At 43.7% G+C, this 19434-nt stretch carries 20 protein-coding genes; 11 read left to right on the forward strand and 9 right to left on the reverse strand.

The genetic code is table 11. The features are described from left to right. Window positions 1–2: 2 nt before the first annotated feature. From ACXAGV_RS11400 to ACXAGV_RS11430, 7 genes are all read left to right on the forward strand, one after another. A complete protein-coding gene (locus ACXAGV_RS11400) occupies window positions 3–1508 on the forward strand; it encodes a sensor histidine kinase (RefSeq protein WP_474873362.1) in 1506 nt (501 codons plus the stop codon). Next, window positions 1505–1957, forward strand: a complete 453-nt coding sequence (locus ACXAGV_RS11405) for a response regulator (RefSeq protein ID WP_474873363.1) — start codon at window positions 1505–1507, stop codon at window positions 1955–1957. The genes ACXAGV_RS11400 and ACXAGV_RS11405 overlap by 4 nt, the downstream gene beginning before the upstream one ends. 12 nt (window positions 1958–1969) lie before the next feature. Then, the gene (locus ACXAGV_RS11410; RefSeq protein ID WP_474873364.1) at window positions 1970–4057 is read left to right on the forward strand and encodes a response regulator; all 2088 of its coding nucleotides are present in this window, start codon (window positions 1970–1972) and stop codon (window positions 4055–4057) included. Between the two features lie 186 nt (window positions 4058–4243). Beyond that, the gene (locus tag ACXAGV_RS11415; RefSeq protein ID WP_474873365.1) at window positions 4244–4573 is read left to right on the forward strand and encodes a DUF883 domain-containing protein; all 330 of its coding nucleotides are present in this window, start codon (window positions 4244–4246) and stop codon (window positions 4571–4573) included. 4 nt (window positions 4574–4577) lie between these two features. Then, entirely contained in the window at window positions 4578–5102 is a 525-nt protein-coding gene (locus ACXAGV_RS11420) for a hypothetical protein (RefSeq protein WP_474873366.1), read from the forward strand. A gap of 56 nt (window positions 5103–5158) precedes the next feature. Further along, entirely contained in the window at window positions 5159–5416 is a 258-nt protein-coding gene (locus ACXAGV_RS11425) for a hypothetical protein (RefSeq protein WP_474873367.1), read from the forward strand. Between the two features lie 24 nt (window positions 5417–5440). Then, complete coding sequence (locus tag ACXAGV_RS11430) at window positions 5441–6019, forward strand: CC0125/CC1285 family lipoprotein (protein ID WP_474873368.1); 579 nt, start codon at window positions 5441–5443, stop codon at window positions 6017–6019. Between the two features lie 35 nt (window positions 6020–6054). On the opposite strand, the gene ACXAGV_RS11435 is transcribed toward ACXAGV_RS11430, so the two are convergent. Continuing rightward, window positions 6055–7011, reverse strand: coding sequence for a GlxA family transcriptional regulator (locus ACXAGV_RS11435; protein ID WP_474873369.1), 957 nt, complete (start codon window positions 7009–7011; stop codon window positions 6055–6057). 297 nt (window positions 7012–7308) lie between these two features. On the opposite strand from ACXAGV_RS11435, the gene ACXAGV_RS11440 reads away from it, so the two are divergent. The 3 genes from ACXAGV_RS11440 to ACXAGV_RS11450 all read left to right on the forward strand — a co-directional run bounded on the left by ACXAGV_RS11440 (window position 7309) and on the right by ACXAGV_RS11450 (window position 8832). Next, window positions 7309–7953, forward strand: coding sequence for a phosphoribosyl-AMP cyclohydrolase (locus ACXAGV_RS11440; protein ID WP_136782840.1), 645 nt, complete (start codon window positions 7309–7311; stop codon window positions 7951–7953). Window positions 7954–8422: 469 nt separating this feature from the next. Next, window positions 8423–8599: a DUF1328 domain-containing protein gene (locus tag ACXAGV_RS11445; RefSeq protein WP_014949832.1), complete on the forward strand. Its 177-nt coding sequence runs from the start codon at window positions 8423–8425 to the stop codon at window positions 8597–8599. Window positions 8600–8637: 38 nt separating this feature from the next. After that, window positions 8638–8832, forward strand: coding sequence for a hypothetical protein (locus tag ACXAGV_RS11450; protein ID WP_159489361.1), 195 nt, complete (start codon window positions 8638–8640; stop codon window positions 8830–8832). Window positions 8833–8915: 83 nt separating this feature from the next. Here ACXAGV_RS11450 and ACXAGV_RS11455 read toward each other — a convergent pair whose 3' ends face one another. The 7 genes from ACXAGV_RS11455 to ACXAGV_RS11485 form a co-directional block, all read right to left on the reverse strand. Next, window positions 8916–9134, reverse strand: a complete 219-nt coding sequence (locus ACXAGV_RS11455) for a hypothetical protein (RefSeq protein ID WP_014949834.1) — start codon at window positions 9132–9134, stop codon at window positions 8916–8918. Window positions 9135–9147: 13 nt separating this feature from the next. Next, window positions 9148–12090, reverse strand: a complete 2943-nt coding sequence (locus tag ACXAGV_RS11460; RefSeq protein WP_474873370.1) for a DUF349 domain-containing protein — start codon at window positions 12088–12090, stop codon at window positions 9148–9150. Continuing rightward, the gene (locus tag ACXAGV_RS11465) at window positions 12080–12373 is read right to left on the reverse strand and encodes a YeaC family protein (RefSeq protein WP_474856967.1); all 294 of its coding nucleotides are present in this window, start codon (window positions 12371–12373) and stop codon (window positions 12080–12082) included. The genes ACXAGV_RS11460 and ACXAGV_RS11465 overlap by 11 nt, the downstream gene beginning before the upstream one ends. Continuing rightward, complete coding sequence (locus ACXAGV_RS11470) at window positions 12374–12700, reverse strand: zinc ribbon domain-containing protein (protein WP_014949837.1); 327 nt, start codon at window positions 12698–12700, stop codon at window positions 12374–12376. It lies immediately after the preceding gene. 266 nt (window positions 12701–12966) lie between these two features. Then, window positions 12967–14625, reverse strand: a complete 1659-nt coding sequence (locus ACXAGV_RS11475; RefSeq protein ID WP_474873371.1) for an alanine/glycine:cation symporter family protein — start codon at window positions 14623–14625, stop codon at window positions 12967–12969. A 107-nt stretch (window positions 14626–14732) separates the two neighbouring features. Next, entirely contained in the window at window positions 14733–15872 is a 1140-nt protein-coding gene (locus tag ACXAGV_RS11480; RefSeq protein ID WP_474856969.1) for a M14 family metallopeptidase, read from the reverse strand. A gap of 168 nt (window positions 15873–16040) precedes the next feature. Continuing rightward, a complete protein-coding gene (locus tag ACXAGV_RS11485; RefSeq protein WP_474873372.1) occupies window positions 16041–17486 on the reverse strand; it encodes a glyceraldehyde-3-phosphate dehydrogenase in 1446 nt (481 codons plus the stop codon). Between the two features lie 193 nt (window positions 17487–17679). Here ACXAGV_RS11485 and ACXAGV_RS11490 point away from each other — a divergent pair, with 193 nt between their 5' ends. Continuing rightward, on the forward strand, window positions 17680–18564 hold the full coding sequence (locus ACXAGV_RS11490) for a DUF2989 domain-containing protein (RefSeq protein WP_474873373.1): 885 nt from the start codon (window positions 17680–17682) through the stop codon (window positions 18562–18564). Between the two features lie 438 nt (window positions 18565–19002). On the opposite strand, the gene msrB is transcribed toward ACXAGV_RS11490, so the two are convergent. Then, window positions 19003–19431, reverse strand: a complete 429-nt coding sequence (gene msrB, locus ACXAGV_RS11495; RefSeq protein WP_039216559.1) for a peptide-methionine (R)-S-oxide reductase MsrB — start codon at window positions 19429–19431, stop codon at window positions 19003–19005. Window positions 19432–19434: the final 3 nt, after the last annotated feature.

Raw genomic sequence — 19434 nt, forward strand, 5'->3', positions numbered from 1 at the left:
AAATGATTACTAAAGTTCTGTCTTCGTTATACAGCTGGATAATTTTGGTCGTTCTGGTCATCGTTGTCATGACAGCAAATTCCTTTTATGTGGTAAGCACGCTTAACGACCTTTCTGCATTGGAAGCGCGTCTATTTACTACTAATCGCGTTATCAATGCAGTGAATCGCTTGCATGTAGCTATATTGAGAGTTGAGTCTGGTCAACGTGGCTACATGCTCACAGACGACGAAGAATATCTTACGGATTATACCGAAACACTCGGGGTAATCGGCGAATTAATGGATGAAGTAGAAGTCAGCTCTTTTTCATCTGACATTGGCAATCAGTCTGCGAGAATCGAGGAGTTGCTTGAGCTGACAAAAGCGAAAGTAAATGAAGTTATAGAGGTTGTTGAACTTGTTAGAGAAGGAAGAGAGCGAGAGGCTATTAACTCAGTAAGAAGCGATAGAGGCATAGAGCTATACAAGCGGTTCGAAACGCTGTTTCGTGAAATTGACAGCTCTGAAAGAGATATGCAAGGCACGCATTTAGCAAACCTGATGAGTTTAAGAAGAGATTCGGTAAACACCTTGATTATCTCATCAGCTACTACGTTGCTGCTTATCGTAACTGTTTTTCTACTTTTAAAAATTAATTCTCGAGAACATGAGAAATATCAGGCAGATCTCGAATCTGTGAATGAAGATTTAGAGTCTCGAATTGAAGAGAGAACACAAGAGTTAAGTGTTTATTCCGACGAATTGGCACGCAGTAACCGAGAGTTGGAAGATTTTGCGTTCGTTGCCTCGCACGACCTACAAGAGCCGCTTCGAAAGATAAGGGCTTTCGGAAACCGTTTAGAGTCTGGTTACAATGACGTAATAGACGAAAGAGGCAAAGATTATCTAGCGCGTATGCTAAACGCTGCAGAGCGTATGTCTATGCTTATTTCAGACCTTCTCGCATTTTCACGCGTCTCTACTCGCGGTAAAGAGTTTGATGAGGTAGACCTAAATAATACCATGCAAAGCGTACTCGGAGATTTGGAAATCGCCATTGATGAAACATCAGCAGAAATCAATGTAAGCGATATGCCCGTTATACGAGGCGATAAGTCACAGCTCGAGCAATTGTTTTTAAACTTAATATCGAACGCACTTAAATTCCAAAGTGAAGGTGTAACTCCTGCTGTCAACATAAACGCCGAAAAAGCATCCGAGTCAGACACTCATGACATACTGATGTCAGATGAATACGACTGGATAAAAATTACGGTTAAAGATAACGGTATTGGTTTTGAGCAATCGTTTGCTGAGAAAATCTTTGCCCCTTTTCAGCGCCTTCACGGAAGAAGCGAGTACAAAGGCACAGGTATTGGGCTTGCTGTTTGCCGTAGGATAGTAGAAAGACACAATGGGCAAATCACTGCTCTTAGCTCACCAGGGCAAGGAGCAACGTTCTCGATAATAATGCCTGTAGAGAGCGACCCGTTTGGCTCTAACAACAATAATGGAGAAACACAATGACGCGTAAACAAACACAACCAATTAATATTTTGATGGCTGACGATGACGAGGATGATCGTTTATTAACCGTTGACGCGCTGCAAGAAAGTCGCGTTTTAAACAATTTGTTTTGTGTCGAAGACGGCGTAGAGCTGTTGGAATTTCTCCGTCACGAGGGGAAGTACTCCGACCCTGCTGCAGCCCCTCGTCCTAGCCTTATCTTACTTGACTTAAACATGCCAAGAAAAGATGGCCGTGAGGCACTTCAAGAACTTAAAAATGACCCCAAACTTCGAAGTATCCCCGTTGTTATCCTAACAACATCTAAGGAAGAAGAAGACATGCTTCGCGGTTATGATCTTGGTTGCGCCTCTTACATCACTAAACCGGTTAATTTTGAAGGCTTAGTTGAACTAATGCGTGCTTTAGGACGTTATTGGATTGAGTTTGTAGAGCTGCCACACGAGTAAAAGAGGTACTAGATGTCAGAGATTATAAAAATTCTATTGGTAGAAGATGACGAAGATGATTACTTCTTAACTTCTGACTATCTAGAACAGTGTGAGTCACCCAAGTTCGAGCTAACTTGGGTGACAAACAGCCTTGATGCCGTGGAAGCGCTCAAGACTGAAGATTTTGATCTATGCTTACTTGACTATTTGCTGGGCGCTGAAAATGCCATTGATGTTTTGAGTGTTCTAAAATCAAATCAATTTAGACTACCTGTGGTGATATTAACCGGGCAATCAGACGCTACCGTAGATGAGATGGTCATGCGCGCTGGGGCCGCAGATTATTTGCAAAAATCAGAAATTGAATCGCCACGCTTTATGCGCACTATTCGCTACGCCATGGTGAGGCGCGACATTGAGAATGAGCGTATTGAACGTAACAAAGTAGAGCAAAAGAATAAGGCGAAAGACAAATTTCTTGCGCACTTAGGTCACGAGTTACGCACTCCCCTCACCTCTATCTTAGGTTATACGGAGCTTTTGATTGACGATGCTAGAAACAGCCCGTTTCAGCAAGAGTTATCAATCATACACTCTAACGGGAAACACTTGTTAAGCCTGTTAAATGACCTTCTCGATATGTCACGGATAATGGCAGAAAAGCTCGAGTTAAATATTAAAGATGTAAATTTATCAGCTTTTCTTACCGATATTCATTCATTAATGCAGCTCAATGCAAAAGACAAAGGCTTGAGCTTGAACGTGGTCTCTGAGACTAAAATACCTGAGTTTATCCAGACGGATCCTACACGCCTTCGGCAGGTGTTACTCAACCTCATCTCGAATGCCGTAAAATTCACAGATAAAGGCAGTATTACGCTTTCCATAGCACTGGAGCAACGTGCAGAAGCTGGCGAACAATACCCGATACTTAAGTTTTCGGTAGATGATACTGGCATTGGAATGCCCCCAGACAAGTTGGCTAATATTTTTCAACCTTTTGAACAAATTGAAGATATCATGCGCGCCAACCACGGTGGCGCTGGTCTAGGCTTGGCAATCTGTAAAGAACTGGTCACGAAGCTTGATGGTGATATTAATGTGACATCTCGACTGGGGAAAGGCAGCACGTTTACATTTAATATTAATCCAGGTGACATTTCTTCCCAACCTAACGTCGATTTAACGCTTGGCCAGATTCAACCTGTCGAATCGAGCAGTATTGACTTGAATGTCACAGGTAGGGTGCTGATTGTCGATGATTTGAGAGAAATTCGACGACTTACCGGTCACATTGTAAGCCAGTCTAAAGCAGATATAAGCTACGCTGAAAATGGAGTGAAAGCGCTGGAGGCGGTTCTACAGGCGGATGAACACAACCAACCTTTTGATTTAGTTCTCATGGATATTCACATGCCTGTGATGAATGGCATTGAGGCGCTACATGCTATACGGCGCCACGGTAAAGATATTCCCGTTATTGCGGTTACCGCAGCCAGTCGTAAAGGATTAAGAGAGTCGCTAATACGAGAAGGTTTTAATGACGTTATAGGTAAACCAATAGACCGCTTTGCACTAGCTCAACTTCTCTCACAATATCTTCCACCTGGCGATCACGTCACTTTTACCAATGTGGAAGCACAGGTAGCTGATATGCCAATGCACAAACCTTACGCGCCAGAAAAAGAAGCGTCTTCTTGCAGCGCTAGTGAGGCGTCAGTTAACTCAAACCCAGCATCTACAGGTGATGTTAAGAAAAACAGCGTACAAAGGTGCAATAATAAACGTATACTGGTAATTGAAGACGATGAAGACGCTGCAGAACTATTAAAACTGTTTTTAACCCATTTAGGGCACGATGTAACTACTGAATTCTGCGGTGCTGACGCCCTTGAAGCAGCTCAGACCGGCCAGTTTGATCATGTATTAATGGATTTGACGTTACCTGATTACGATGGATATGACTTGGCTGAAGAGCTTAAAGAAAAATTACCAAATGCCATTCTCACGATTGTAAGCGGCCATGAAGCAAGTAAAAAAACAATGGAAGCGATTGGAATAGACAGCGCGTTACTTAAACCAGTGTCGAAAGACGACTTGGCGTCTGTTATTGGTTAAACCAACCGTCACTCATAATTTACTAAGAAAATATTACAAGGGTTTGACAAGATACTGTGATTATCTTGCAAACCTTTTACCAGCTCTCCCCCCCACATAAACACATCCCATTGATAATTATAGAAATTAACACTTGGTATGCGCGTTGCACTTTCTAAGTGAACCCTAAATATTAAGGAGAGTATTATGGCTACACAAGCTTCAGCAAAAACACAAACCGTTAAAACAAACCGTTCTAATGGTGTGGCTGAGCCGAGTCACCCGGTAACGGATCAACTGAAAGATTCTCTTCATGCGTCAGTAGACAAGTTAGCAGACAGTGCAGGTGTTGCAGAGGAAAACATTCGACGTACAGCGTCATCGTCAGCAGAAAATATGTCTGCAAGAAAGCGTTTAGCACAACAGAAATGGCAAGCATCGAAAGTGCGTCAATATGCTATTGAAAACCCGATGGCGACTGCAGGTATCGCGTTTGCCGCAGGTATGCTGGTGACATCACTGTTACGTAAGAAGTAATCGCATGAGAGCACTAGATTTTCGTACAGCACAGTTTACCGTGTGCAATGAAAATCCATTTCGCCTGACGCCGCCCGCGGCGCAGGCGATTTTTCGCACACACCCAAAAGACGATAACACTGACAATTCATCGTTAAATGATGATCACGCATCACCTAAAAGTTACCCAGACCCATCGTTTAAAGACGTTTTCGCTGCGTTTAAGGAAGCATTTACTCAACGGAAAGCGCAAGGTTTAGCGTTTCTCGAACTCACTAATAGTGAGTTAACGCTCATTAAAAAAAGCTTCTTTGTCACCGTTTTTGCATGTTTAGCCGCTTTCGCTGTTGGTACGGTCTGCTGGCTAATTCTGAACATTGCCATTGGCGCTATACTTCACAATATAGGTCTACATTATGTAGCCGTTCCACTAATTTTGTTGGTATTAAACAGCATTGCCGCGTTTGGCTTCTTTAAGCTTGCTCAAAACGCTTTTAATTACCTGAACTTTAGCAGGCTTATTCAAACCTGGCGCAAGGTCTTCGAATAAGACAAAGTTCCAACCTATACATCAAATGAAATGAGCACTGAACGAGGCTATTTGTTATGAATATCTTTCTAAAAGCTAACATGCGCGACATTGCGCAAAAAGAACATGCATATTTTTCACAAAAACATCATGCCGACGTTGCACTTACACAGGCAAAAAGGCAATGTAAGTTAATGATGGGCAAACCAGAAACCCTTCTAGGCATTGCGTCGGTAGGCGCATACAAAGGTGCAGTTGACGCAAAACCTAACGCAAAGCGTAATCAAGCGCTGATGACGTTAGGCAGAACTGCACTATTTTCATTGTTTCAGTGATCACAGTATTAAGGAATATGTGAGATGAACATTAAAAATAACATTAAGAATAGCCGCATACTTCTTGCCTCTTTGAGCACGGTTTTAAGCCTTGCAATAGTAGGGTGTTCATCAACACCAGTGGCTGCGCCTACGCCATACAAGTCAGCTAACTCGAAAGCGGCTTACGGATACTCAAGTGAAAAAATCGCTGAAGATGAATATAAAGTTCTCTTTAAGGCAACGGATAAGACGCCAGCAGATAAGGTTCAACAGTATGCACTATACCGGGCGGCCGAAATTGCACAGAAACAAGGCTTCACTTATCTAGCGATAGCGAAAACCAATGTAGACAAAAAACCGGTGATAGCAAGAGAGATAATGACAGGAAAAGAAAAGCCTGCAGTATTTCAAACAGACAGGCAATGTACAATGTCTGGCTGTGACGAAGTGGCTCAACCCATGGCTGTCCCAAGCTCTAACGACGTTATCAATACTCAGATTAACGATATCTACTTTACCATTGATGTAAAAATGGCGAACAACGAAACAAGTTTGGGTAAAAATGCCTTTACTGTATTAGAAGTACTTTCACAGCCTCTAGAGCCGAAAAATGGCAACTAGCTGAACGTCATTCTGTTTCTCTATACACTGTAGTATCAGTTTTTTAACTGAAATGCTTTTCGGTACGCAGTTGGCGTTACCGAAAAGCATCGCTCAAATGCACGAGCAAAACCGTGATACGTTTTAAAACCAACAACCAGTGCAATAGTCTTTATTTCTTTTTCCGTCGTGGCTAACAGGTCGCTAGCTAACTGCATTTTATACTTTTCCACGAACTGTGCCGGTGTCATATTTGTTTCTTTTAAAAAGAGTCTATGACATTGCCTTTCGCTCAAATAGACCAAATCAGATAACTGTTTAACGGTTATAATTTCATCGATATGCTCTCCAATCCAGCTTATAATTTTAGCAAGCCGATCAGATTTTGACTTTTGAATGTCAAGTACGTTGGAAAACTGCTTTTGATTTCCTGAGCGTTTTGAGTAAACCACTAAATGCTTAGCAACATGGTGCGCGAGGCCAACACCGTAATCAATTTCTATAAGACGCAGCGTTAAATCTATCCCAGACGTAACACCGGCCGAAGACCAGTATTTTCCATGTTGAACAAATAGCTTTTCGCGCTCTACATTAAGCGCTGGGTACTGTGACTGTAAATCGCTGGTAAACGCCCAATGGGTTGCAATAGTAGTATTATCAGGTAGGCCAGTTCGAGCAATTAAGTATGCACCTGTGCAGATAGTTGCAACACGTTCCGAGTTCAACATAAGTCGATTTAAGCTTTCTAACTGAGATGGTGTGATTGACAGACTTCGCGCCCCCTTTCCTCCCGGAATAATCAATGTATGGCACGCACAAACATCGTCCATAGAGGTAGACGGTATAAATTGGAGCCCCGCTTCACACTGAACAATACTCTGATCAAAGCCCACTATCTTTAATTCATAGCTATCATCCATTCCCTGAAGTGCCTCATAAAAAGCAGACTGAGGACCAGCAAAATCGAGTAATTCCATTCCTTCGTATGCAAGTAAACAAATAAGTTTGCGCATAAGTCACGTAATATTGATGAAGTAATGCGATCATAATACACACTTACCAGCATGACAGATAAGACATTCATACGCCCAAAACTGACACATTTTTTGACATCTTCATTTTTAATGAGCCGTTAATCTTCTGTTAATGTTGTACAAAAGTCTCCGTCATTCAAGCCAGCTATCATTAAACCCATGAAGTGCAGAGCAGATTTGTAGACCGCTATTCACAGCGTGACACAGGCTCTGCTCCAAGCAATTTAATCAGGTAGTAACACGTATTTATTTTGCAAATGACTGAGGAGTCAGGAGATGAAAAAGCTAAGCTCGTTAATGACAAAAACAACACTTGTAGCAGCTTCGATTATGGTAGTAACAGGCTGCAGTGCAGTTGCAAAGCCGCAGATGGATCATTCTCGAAGTGCAAATGCGCCAGTGTTAAAAGCTAACGCACTGGATAACGCATTACTGTATTCAGATGAATGTATTACTGAGCGAGAAGTGGTGACGGCACAAAAGATGTGGGGCGATGGCATCGTACGGATTGGTGCAGTATTTAGTAATAAGGGGGATTACTCTGGTGAGGCCGCAGACTTTATACAAGCCATGTACGGTTACGATTTGAGCAGCGTACTGTTCAAACCAACACTTGCAGCTAACGACCAGTTCCGTTCAAGCTTCGATGCTGCGCTTTCATACTTTGTTGGCGGTAATGACGCTTACGAAGAGGACAAAGGCTTTGCCATAAAGCCTTACACAAATGTGAAATTCGATAATGTGGGTATTATCAACAACAGCTGTCGCATGGCGGTGGCGATGGGTAACTACTTCTTTACCGATACAAAAGGTGGCGAAACGAAAGTGGAATACACGTTTGCCTATGTCAAAGATAGTGACGGCGACCTGCGTATTGTTGCCCACCAATCGTCGTTACCTTACAACCCAAACGGTAACTAAATAAGCCATTGCCCCTCCACTATTAGAAAGTGTGAGGGGAGAAACACTCTCCCTTTGCAGGCAAAGCGCTCCTTCCCTTTCGCTTTGCCTCTTTTTTATTTTTAACGAGAAAAACTATGTGCGCAAAACGCATTGTGGCGCTTTGAGATGGGATACTTACATAATCATATTGCGTCGCCAGGCGCCAATTCAGACACCAAAACAAACCACAACTTTTCTCTCATGTTTTTCGGAAGCTGGTAAGAATCAAAGAATAATCCCAGCCCAAGGCCCTTAGCTGACAAGGGCCTTACTCAATCATGTAAAAAATGCATTCGTACGTGTAATCGTGACGTTAATTGCCTGCAGATACGGCCTCAAAATCAAATAAAAGTTAAATTATATCGATATATTTCAATAACTTAAAAAACAGGCACAAAGATAGCATTAGTTACAGTGAAAGTAACGGAAGCAATACGAGGATTTAGTTATGTTAGGTTGGGCAATCACATTTTTTATCATCGCCATTATTGCAGCAGTTTTTGGTTTTGGAGGCATCGCAGGTGCAGCAACAGGTATCGCACAATTTCTTTTCTTTGTGTTTATCGCGTTGCTCGTAATCTCACTTATCGCAAATGCGTTACGTGGTAGAGCACCAAGAGCCTAAAAGTTAGAAGTATTTCAATAGGAAAAAGGAGTAAGGATATGTTTTCATTTAAAAATTTATCAAAGGTACTAGTAGCATCAGCATTTGCACTATCACTAGCAGCTTGCGGTGACGGTGAAGCAGAAGACGCAGGCGAAGAGCTAGACGAGATGGTTACCGATGCAGGTAATGCCGTTGAAGACGCTTGTGAAGATGTGAAAGAAGGCGTAGACGCTGAAGATAAAGACTGTTAATCACGTTTTTATCAAAAAAGGGCCAGACAAATGTCTGGCCCTTTTTGTATTTACAGTCGACGTGGTTTTACCTAACTGGTTAGTTAAGACACTTCTTCACCACCTAACTCACGAGCAAGATCGTCTAGTGTAGATAGCGTCGAATCAAATTCACCCACGCCGTAACGGTATTTTACACTCACGTGATGATCCGTACGTCCGAACTTCACTCTTAACCCTTCTGCGTCAATATGCTTTACGGTATTCAAAAAGCGATAAGCAGACATTTCTGTTTCAAATTGAAACTCAACACTGTTTTCCATTTGGGCTTTCCATTTAAGCAACAATTTCAGGGTGAGCATCAATAACTGAAACAACCCGTTGCAGCAAGTAGTTTTCTGCTTCGCTTATCGAGTCATATGATAACCAGTCTGCAAGAATGTCGGGAGCGGTTGCCGCTTCGCCTTGTTCCAGCTTAGATGTCATCATTTGTAGCTGTACGCTAGAGCGTATAGATGCATCTGCATCTGGGCTAGGCATACCTGTTGCGACTTCTAATGCTACCGTTAACCATTGTCTATCGTGCTGGGTTGTTTTATTTCCAGTAGACTGACCCAATACGCTTGACCAACGCTTCCCTAACGTTTCGGCTAGAGATTGCTCGTCACCACTTCCCTCACCTACACTTAGCTGTAGTAAAGAAATCAGAGCCTGAGCACGCGCTAATCTGGCTTGAGATTGTGCATTTTTAGCTTGCGCCGCGCGCTGGCTTTCAAGTGAATCTAACTTTTTATCTACTTTCGTACGTTGCGCTTTAGGCAAGTCGTTTAACTGAGAGCGAACGTCGCTTATTGATTGACTGAACGTGGCATCATCGCTGTTGATGTCAACAGCTTCAACTTGCTTGAGTAGCGAATCTACTAACGCGTTAAACGCATTATTCTGTACTTTCCGCTCGGCTTTTAAACGTTCAAATACAGTGTCATTGGCAGCTTTAAATTCTGCCCACAGCTTACTTTCTTCACGTTTACCTGCATGGCCTATTTGCTTCCACTGACTTTGCAATTGCTGAGCTTTGTCGGCAGCGACAGCGACATCTTCTTCCGTAGCAAGTTGACAAGCTTGGGTGACTAACGCACGCTTTTGGGCTTGGTTGTCACTTTGCCATTGATTCACTTTAGCCCGAATGGGCGATGATACCGCCTTCCATTCTTGCTTCAGCTGTTCATAAATTTCACGTTCAACCTGACCTGCAGCGTGCCACTGTTTAGACACTCTATCGAAAACTTTCACTAACTCGGCTTCCGGCATGTTAATGTCCATTGCCTTAACCGTAGCGATGATCGACATACGCTGTTCACGCGCAGCAGCCCGCTGTGCATCTAAGTTCGCGTAATGCGCTCTACAAGGCTCGAAGGCCTTTTCAAGTGCATCATCGAATTGCTGCTGTAACAACACGTCATCACTATTTCCTTCACTCGTTGATGATGACGGTGTTAATGATAACCATTGCTTACGCAAATACTTAATGGCCTCACTTCTTTGCTTAATGTTTTCTGCATCAGCACTGGCTAACGCTTTTGCTTCTTCTAAAAGAGCCGGTTTGCGCGGCGCAGCAAGGTAATCCTGCCATCCTTCTAAGCGCGACACATCACCAGCGGTCTTTTCAAAACGCTTCTCTACATACTTTTTCGCTGAACCAGGAAGCGCAGCATAACTTTCTTGAAGCTTTGCAAATTTTGAAATAGCAACGCGGAACTTACCCTGAGCAATTAAGTTATCGATCACACTAATGTGTTTCCTAACGTATTTTATTTGCTCATTTTCTTTGGATTTTTGAGCACGCTCTTTGGCATTTACACTGCTTGTCGCGGCGTTAAAACGTTTAGACAACGCCTTGGGAATAGCATCGATTTCGCGAGTAAGCGCTTTATACGCTTGACGTGCTTCGTCAAACTCCGCTTTAAGAGCTACTACACTACTACTTTGTAATGCGTCGCCACCATTTACTTGACTCAAATCCTCAGTCGATGTGCTAGCTTCATCAACGCTCACATCACGAGTATTTTTATCCGACTCGCTATCGCTTGCCGAAACGATCTTAGCGGCAATGTCTTCGAGCGACTGAAGTTTTATCAGTAGCTTTTGGCCGTATTGCTGCTGCATAGAGAAGCGATCAAGCTGCTCGTTTAGTTCGTCGACAGAGCCCTTAATCTGTGAAATTCGCTTATCAGTTGCAGATTCATCATCAAGACGCGCTAGCTGTTCGAGCGTTGCTTCAACACCGCGTACGCTTTCATTAACCGTTGCAACATCAGCAAGCGTAGCTTCACAAAGCCTGTTATTGTACAACCAAGCTACCTGCTCCTTGGCATAAGTAAGCTGCTGTTCGCACAATGCTTTGGTATTGGCACGTTGCGACGCTTGTTGCTTATCTTCCCATGCCGGGCGGATACGGCTTAAATATCGGTCAAGCTGCTCACCAATACGCGCGCGCTTTTCTTCATAATCAGCGCGTTCTTCTGAAGTGAGTAAGTCAATTTGAGCAAACAGCCCTGTCAATTCGCTCTCAAGGTCATTGCGCTTTTCATCAATGGTTTCTACATCTGATTTGTCGAGCAAAGCCTGATATTTTGAAAGTCCCAAAGTAAGCTGCTTTTTAAGCTCCACTGGGCGCTTCGCAGCCTCTTTGATAGCATTGATTCGCGCATTAATTTGCGTAACAAGCGCATCATCTGACACTTTCTTAGCAAGCTTTTGCAAATCTGATACGTCTGAATGTGCGTTGACTAGTTGAGTTTGCAGTTGGGGACTTGCGCCTTCTAAAAAGACAAACTGGGTGAAAGATGGCTTCGCTACTTTTTCGATTAGCGTGTTGGCTAGCGCATCATCTTGTAAGAGCATAGGCTCTTTCTTCAACATTTGCGGTACCAACTGCACTACCAAATCGGTATTGGCTGTTTCAGTTAAAAAAGAGAATATCTCTTGGCGGGAAAGTGTGACATCCCCCTCGCCTAGCAAAGCGGCGTTTACCTTTTTTTCGGCGGCTTTTTTAACGCGAGACTGCTTGGCAATTTGTGACATCTTAAGCCACAACACGAAGCTATTAAGCTTTTCGAGTGCTGCTAAACTGACATTTGCATCTTCGTCATTAAATGCCAGCTCGTGAAGAATTGTTTTTTCCTGTGCCTTTTCGGGAGAAAGATTCTCTATTGCCTGCATCCGTTTCTCAGGCTTTGGGCTTTGGTGTGAAGGCGCAAATATACGACTAAATATCATCCTGTTTAAACCGCGCTATTGTATTATTATCATCCTGCTCATCGCGTAACGAGCGTTTAAAGTCGGCTTTACTTTTATGAACAATTTCGCCGCTTTCACCTACTGTCATATGCTCAGAGGACTTTTCTATTTTTGCTTGATACAGCATAACAGCCTGTATGCTGCTTGCTTTTTGCTCTTCATTTAAAGGCGTGCCATCAGGCCACTTGCCTGTCTCAACCGCCTGACGCAGACGCTCGTATATCTCCGGCGTCATGCTGGCTAATAGTGCTTCTATATTCATTTAGGAAAAACGCTTTATGTAAACAATACGCGCGCGGTTTACTAAGTACCAAACAAAGCCAACCACAGCGCCCAAAATAGCTAAATTGTGTTGCAAATCACCTGGGCGTGTTCCGCCCCAATACATGAAGCCAAAACTCGCAACAAAGATCAGCATAGCAAGAAGAGACTGGTTCTGGATACTGGCTAACTTTTTAAATCTTTGTAAGCTTTGCTTGCGCTCTATATCTTCTGAGGTCGCATCACCGATTTTAAAATCGCAGTGAGGACACGTCTTCGCTTTATCTGACGTTTTCTTATTGCATGAAGGACAGTCAACTAATGCCATATGTTGCTCCTGTTTATTGAGTGCGAATTCGAAATGCACTGTACGCTTTTAAGCGAGTGAGCATTTATACGCGGACGGGTATCATACTTAAGTTCATCACAACAATGAAGTCGATTCTGTGGATTAACCTCATCGCCATAAAACAAAAATGCGCAGGGTGTTAACTTTTATACAAAGTTCACCGCTACGCATTTTTAGCTGATAGCCAAGTTGCATTTCCCTTCAGTGAAACTCAAGAAGGGGCAATGCTGTAGGTAATACTCACCTTATTTTTTATGTCGAGACCAGTAGTCGTTAACCGTTTCTTTCATCTCTTTACAAAGCAGCATGATCCCAAACAGGTTTGGCAAGGTCATTACTACAATTGCTACAGCAGAAAGCGCCCAAACCAATGTAGTATCAGAGAATGCGGCCCAAACGAAGCCTGCCACATAAATAACGCGATACGGCATTACCGAACGGGGACCAAATAGATATGTCATTGCGCGGTCGCCATAATATGACCAAGCGATAGCGGTTGAGAAAGCGAATAACATTAAGCCAATGGAAACAATATACTGCCCCGCATCGCCAAAGAAACCGCGAGTAAAGGCAATGGTGGTGAGCGCAGCTGAGTGAACCAGCGACTTACCACTTACTTCAAGGTTCTCTTTAACTGGCTTTCCGTCGACAATCTTTAATGTACCGGTGAACAAGTCTTCACTGCCTACTGCATATTTCACGTCTTCTGCTACAGAGCGCGCATTAAGCAGAGTAAAACCATCGCTTACCGCAGTTCCATTAACAACGGTAATAGAGCCTGTGTATGCCTCTACAGCACTGCCTTCAATATCGTTAAGGTATCCGTATAGCTTGTTTACATCATCTTGGTTGGAATCGTCGTATTGCCCTGCTACAAAGTACATGTCAGAGCGGTCGAAGACGTTTTCGTGTTTTTCTTTCCACACGCCCGACGACAGAATAACTAAACCAGTAACGGTACAAATTAGAATAGTGTCGATGAAAGGTTCAAGCAGTGACACCATACCTTCCGACGCAGGCTCTTTGGTTTTTGCTGCTGCGTGAGCGATAGGCGCGGAGCCCTGACCCGCTTCGTTCGAAAATAGGCCTCGGTTCACACCACGGTTAAACGCATAAGCTAACGACGCCCCTAAGAAGCCACCTGCGGCTGCTGAACCGGTAAACGCATCACCAATAACTGCGGCAAAGGAAGGTCCGATGTTTTCTAGGTTTGCGAAAATAACGGCAAGGGCACCAATAAGATAGATAACCGCCATAACGGGAACGACACGCGCTGTAAACGCGGCAATGCGTTGGATACCACCAAGAATTACCAAGGCTAGAAGAATACCCAGTACGCTACCTACCATCCAAGGCTCAAAGCCAAACGTTGCTTCGATACTTTGCGCTATACCATTACTTTGAGGAAGGTTACCTGTACCAAACGAACTAACTACCGTTGCAACAGCAAATGCAACCGCTAACCACTTCATGTTTAGGCGACGGTCCATGTAATACATAGGGCCACCGGCCATGGTGCCGTCTTCTGTCTTTACGCGATATTTGTGGGAAAGAGTAACTTCAACAAATTTTGTTGTCATACCTAAAAAGGCGGTTACCCACATCCAAAATAGTGCCGCGGGGCCACCAAGGAAAATAGCGAAAGCAACGCCCGAGATGTTACCTGTACCTACGGTACCAGACAGTGCGGTAGTTAGTGCGCGAAAATGCGTGGTGTCGCCTGGATCGCTTTCTTTATCAAACTTACCGGTAACAACCTGCCAAGCGTGTTTGAAGAAACGAATTTGCGGAAACTTAAGATAAACCGTAAAGAAAAGACCTACGCCTAACAGTACGTAAGGAAACCAGAACGCGCCCCCTAAGAACCCATCGAGCATAGTTAGAAAACCATATAAACCTTCCAACGTTATTCCCCTTTTTTATTATGTTTAATTGTTGTTTTATTTTAATAATTAAAAGGCCTCTTTTGTCGAGGCCTTTTTGCGGAAACTTTCGCTTCCTTATTCTTGTTTTATTGCTCTGATGCTTTTAGCTTTTTAACAACTGCATTCACACCAATAAGTAAATCTTCACCTAATTGACGGCTACGTTGTACCGACCAACCGTAGATATCGTCCGGTACATCTGCATTGTCTTTAAATGGCATTTCCACCGTATATGCCATACATTTGAATTTCTCGCCCACCGCATTTGACGCTACGGTTAAATTAGCCTTGCCTGGCTCATCTTTATCGTAACCAAATTCATCTTGAAACTCTGGCGTAGCGTTCAACAGCGCATCTTTAAACGTATTTTCAAGCATTTTGATAGTGTCATTGTAGCTAGGGTTACCCTCACTTCCTGCGACAAAGTTGTACGGCAATGCCTCATCACCGTGCAAATCAAGATACATGTCTACACCAATTTCGCTCATTGCGTTGAGCACGTAAAGTACTTCAGGGCTTTTTTCTTGCGAAGGTGTTGCCCATTCGCGGTTCAAATTGGTGCCTACAGCATTGGTACGCAGATGACCGCGTGCGCTGCCGTCTGGATTCATGTTTGGCACAATGTAGAAAACAGCATTATCAAGCAACTGTCGCGCCAAACCATCCTGCTCGTCGAGCAGACGGTAAATAATACCTTCCGCACACCACTCAGCCATGGTTTCGCCAGGGTGTTGACGTGCCGTGATCCATACTTTTTTCTTTTCTGGCGTTTCTTCACCGATAACCAGCATAGACATATCACGGCCATCCAAAGTAAGGCCTAAAAATTTATGCTCGCACAGTAATGACATTTGCGCGTCGTGCACAAGATCAAGGTGACGCTCGTAGCTGTACGGAATGAAATACGCGAAGTATACGCTTGGCTGTTCTAGCGTAAGTGAGAACGTAAGGTTGTCACCGTCAAATTCGCTAGGAATTCTAAACCACGTTTGGCGGTCGTAAGACGCTAGAACGTTATATCCCTTCCAACCTTCTGGATACGCTGACTTAGCCAGATTACCAATAGTCATTGTGTGAGTTACAAAAGTTTCGCCCACTAAACGAAAATGGAACCACTGAGCAAATTCAGATTGGTTGTCGTTGGGAATGGTTAGACGGATATCGTCTGGTGATTGTGCGCTAACAACTTCAATGTTACCGCTGTCGAATTGACTGGAAATATGCATAGACTGTCGTTTTCCTCATTATTTGAGCGCTAATTTAGCATAGACGTAAACACAAATTCCACGCACACAGCGGGTTTTGTACTATCGAAAGTATACAAAATGTTTACACCATCAAAAAACCGACCACTTAGGTCGGTTTTTTATACAGTTTCTTGTAACGCGTGTTGCTTACAGCGGCAACGTAGGGAAACTTAGCCCTGCCATATCACGAACTACGCGCAATACCTGACAGCTATAACCAAACTCGTTGTCGTACCACACATATAGCGTCAGGCGGTTGTCTGCGGCGATAGTTGCCTGAGAGTCAACCACAGACGCAGCGCGAGAGCCGACTAAGTCTGTAGATACAATCTCTTTACTAGCTGTGTAATCAATTTGATGTTGAAGCTTTGAGAACAACGCGGTATCGCGCAAGAACTCATTAACTGCAATGCGATCCACCGACGTTTTAAGGTTTAGATTCAATATCGCTAGCGACACATTAGGGGTAGGTACGCGGATAGCATTACCGGTAAGTTTACCTGCCAGTTTCGGGTACGCTTTGGAAACTGCTTTCGCAGCGCCCGTTTCAGTAATAACCATATTAAGTGGCGCACTACGCCCTCGACGATCACCTTTGTGGTAGTTATCGATAAGGTTTTGATCGTTGGTGTAAGAGTGAACGGTTTCAACGTGACCGTTTTCAATGCCATATTCTTCGTCTAGTGCTTTAAGTACCGGCGTTATCGCGTTAGTCGTGCAGCTTGCAGCAGATACAATTGTATCTTCTGGTGTGACTTCTTCGTCATTTACGCCGTGTACGATGTTCTTAATATCGCCTTTACCCGGGGCAGTAAGGATAGCTTTCGCTGCACCCTTGGCTTTAAGGTGTAGGCCAAGGCCATCGCGGTCACGCCAAATACCCGTGTTGTCTACGATGATAGCGTTATCGATACCATATTGAGTGTAATCCACTTCATCTGGGCTGTTGGCATAAATGACTTGAATGTATGAACCGTTCGCTTTTAGCGCGTTACGCTCGTGGTCAACTGTGATGCTGCCGTTGAATGGCCCATGCACTGAATCGCGGCGCAGTAAGCTTGCGCGTTTTTCTAGGTCGCCATCGCGCCCGCCACGAACCACAATGGCACGTAAGCGAAGCTTATTGTTTTTACCTTGGCGTTCAATAAGCAAGCGAGCAAGTAAACGACCTATACGGCCAAAACCATATAGTACAACGTCCTGAGGTTTCTGATCGTCCTCTTTGTCGGCAACGTCGTTTAGTTTTTCGTTAAGGTAGGCCGTAAGGTCGTTGTTGTCGACCGCAGAACCGTAGTGAAAATCAAAAGCCAATTTACCAATATCAATTTGTGCAGGGGCAAGCTTCATGTTGCTCAAGGCTTCTAAGATTGGATAGCTTTCGCGTAGGCGTAGCTTAATACCTTCGTGCAGACGCACTTTGCGGTGCGCTTTAATAACATCAATAGCACTGGCGTTCAGTAGCGAGCGTCCATAAACCGAAATTTCAACTGCCTTATTGCGATACAATTTACCAATAAGGGGCAACATCATTTCTGCGTATTCCTGACGCTCTTGCCAGCTGCTTTGTAATTCCTGCTCAAACTGTTGATTCATGCTTCTGCCTTCATCGATATTAATTTAACGGTGTTGTCATTGTTGTATGCGCGGCCAATTTTTTTTGTGGCACAAACACGTACAACTAATCCTAATTACGCGTCAGCTTTTTATTATTTTTAGGGTACACTAGGTGAGTTTTCGCCTGACGGTGACGAGCAGTATCTTAAATAAACAAGCAAGGAAGACCAAATTGTTGATAAGTTTCAAAACCTCTATGAAAACTCGTATAACAGAGAGTTTATTTAGTAAGTTTCCAACAAAAAATTATGTAACGACGGTGTGGCTGGCAGCAGCGACAACACTGACGGGTTGTGGCGATCTTTTTGAACCTACTATCAGTGAAATTTGTGAATCTCACAGCGAGATTTGCTTAGATTTGAGTTTGGATGCCCGTTGTCGCGGCGAGCGAGCTGAGATTATTCGCTTGCGTTACTACAATCAAGATTCAAAAGACGACGCTTACAAGTACCCGCTCCTTCTGAACTTCGAAGAATATCTCACCTGCGTTGAAGAAGTGCAGCACATTGAACACATTAAACGCAAAGGCAAGGAAGCGACACGGCTAAAAGGCGTTATTACTGCCCAGCGTGAAATTAAACGCCTAAGCCGCGAGACGAAAGACTCCCTTGATCCTTACCTTTCTTACTATCATTGGACACGATATAACGACAAAGAGGCTTTTCATCGCTTTGAGCGCTTTGCGGCCAGCAACCGCGTAAGCGATCCAAAGCTACTGGTCGCACTGGCCTCTGTTCAGATTAAAACAGACCAAAAGCGTACTATTGAAACCTTATATCGCGCGCTAAGTTTATATACAGATAGCGACGACATTGATGTCAGTATTTTCTACTCGCTTGCTTCAATGGGGATAGATATGGACAACTATCGCCTTGCCTATGTTTGGTATGGTGTGGCTGAAGCCTTCGATGAGAGAATTAACGACACTCAGCGTGTTCAACTTGGACAACGCTATGCCCTTCCAGTAGGCATTCTAGATAACATTGTTGATGAAATAGTCAGTAATTTGAATAGCGCGACCTTCAACGCAGATTCATTGAAACTGGATAAACTCTGATTTTTTGAAACTCAATTACACAATTTCATTGGTAAATAATTAAAAAAACCGCCGTTTATGGGCGGTTTTTTATTATTGGATCTCTCGACTTTCCACACAAGGTTAAAATTTAATCAGATGTTTACCTTAATCAAGCGCTCACTTAGGGCCTGTTGACCTTTGATGTACGAATTTTGGTCTAAATGGAAGCCTTTTAATCGCGAAACAGTCCTGCAAGCCTAGCGGGCTAAGTTAAAGGACTGTGACAAAGAGTAAAAGGCTTCCATAACGACCCCTTCGGGCAGCGCCTTTGTGCCATCTATACTGCGTTGAATGTTCCCGATTTAGAACCACTAAACCGTCAAACATTCGCCTTGTCTAAATGGCACACAGACCGCTGCAAAAATGTACAACAAAGGTCAGCAGGCCCTAGGTACAAAGGCTTCGACCTGTCGCTTTTTAACCTTTAATTTGTGTATCGTCTTCGCCTTTAAAGGTCATAGATAGCGAATTTACGCAGTACCGTTGACCCGTTGGCGCAGGACCATCTGGGAATACGTGGCCTAAGTGCGAGCCACACTGCTTACAAAAAATCTCAACTCTACGCATACCGTGACTCAAGTCTTCTCTGTAATCTACATTACCGTCATCAAGCTGCTTGTAGAATGAAGGCCACCCGCAACCGGCATCAAATTTAGTATCTGAAGGGAATAGTGGTGCTTCGCAGCACTTACACACATACAATCCATCTCGCTGTTCGTCTAGCAATACTCCAGTGAAAGGTCGCTCAGTACCCGCTTCGCGGCATACATAATATTCCTCGTCAGTGAGCTCAGTTTTCCAGTCTTTTTTAGCTATTGATGCGTTTGCTTTTTCATCTGTCGACATAAC

The sequence above is a fragment of the Alteromonas sp. ABH4_453 genome, from assembly GCF_056160665.1.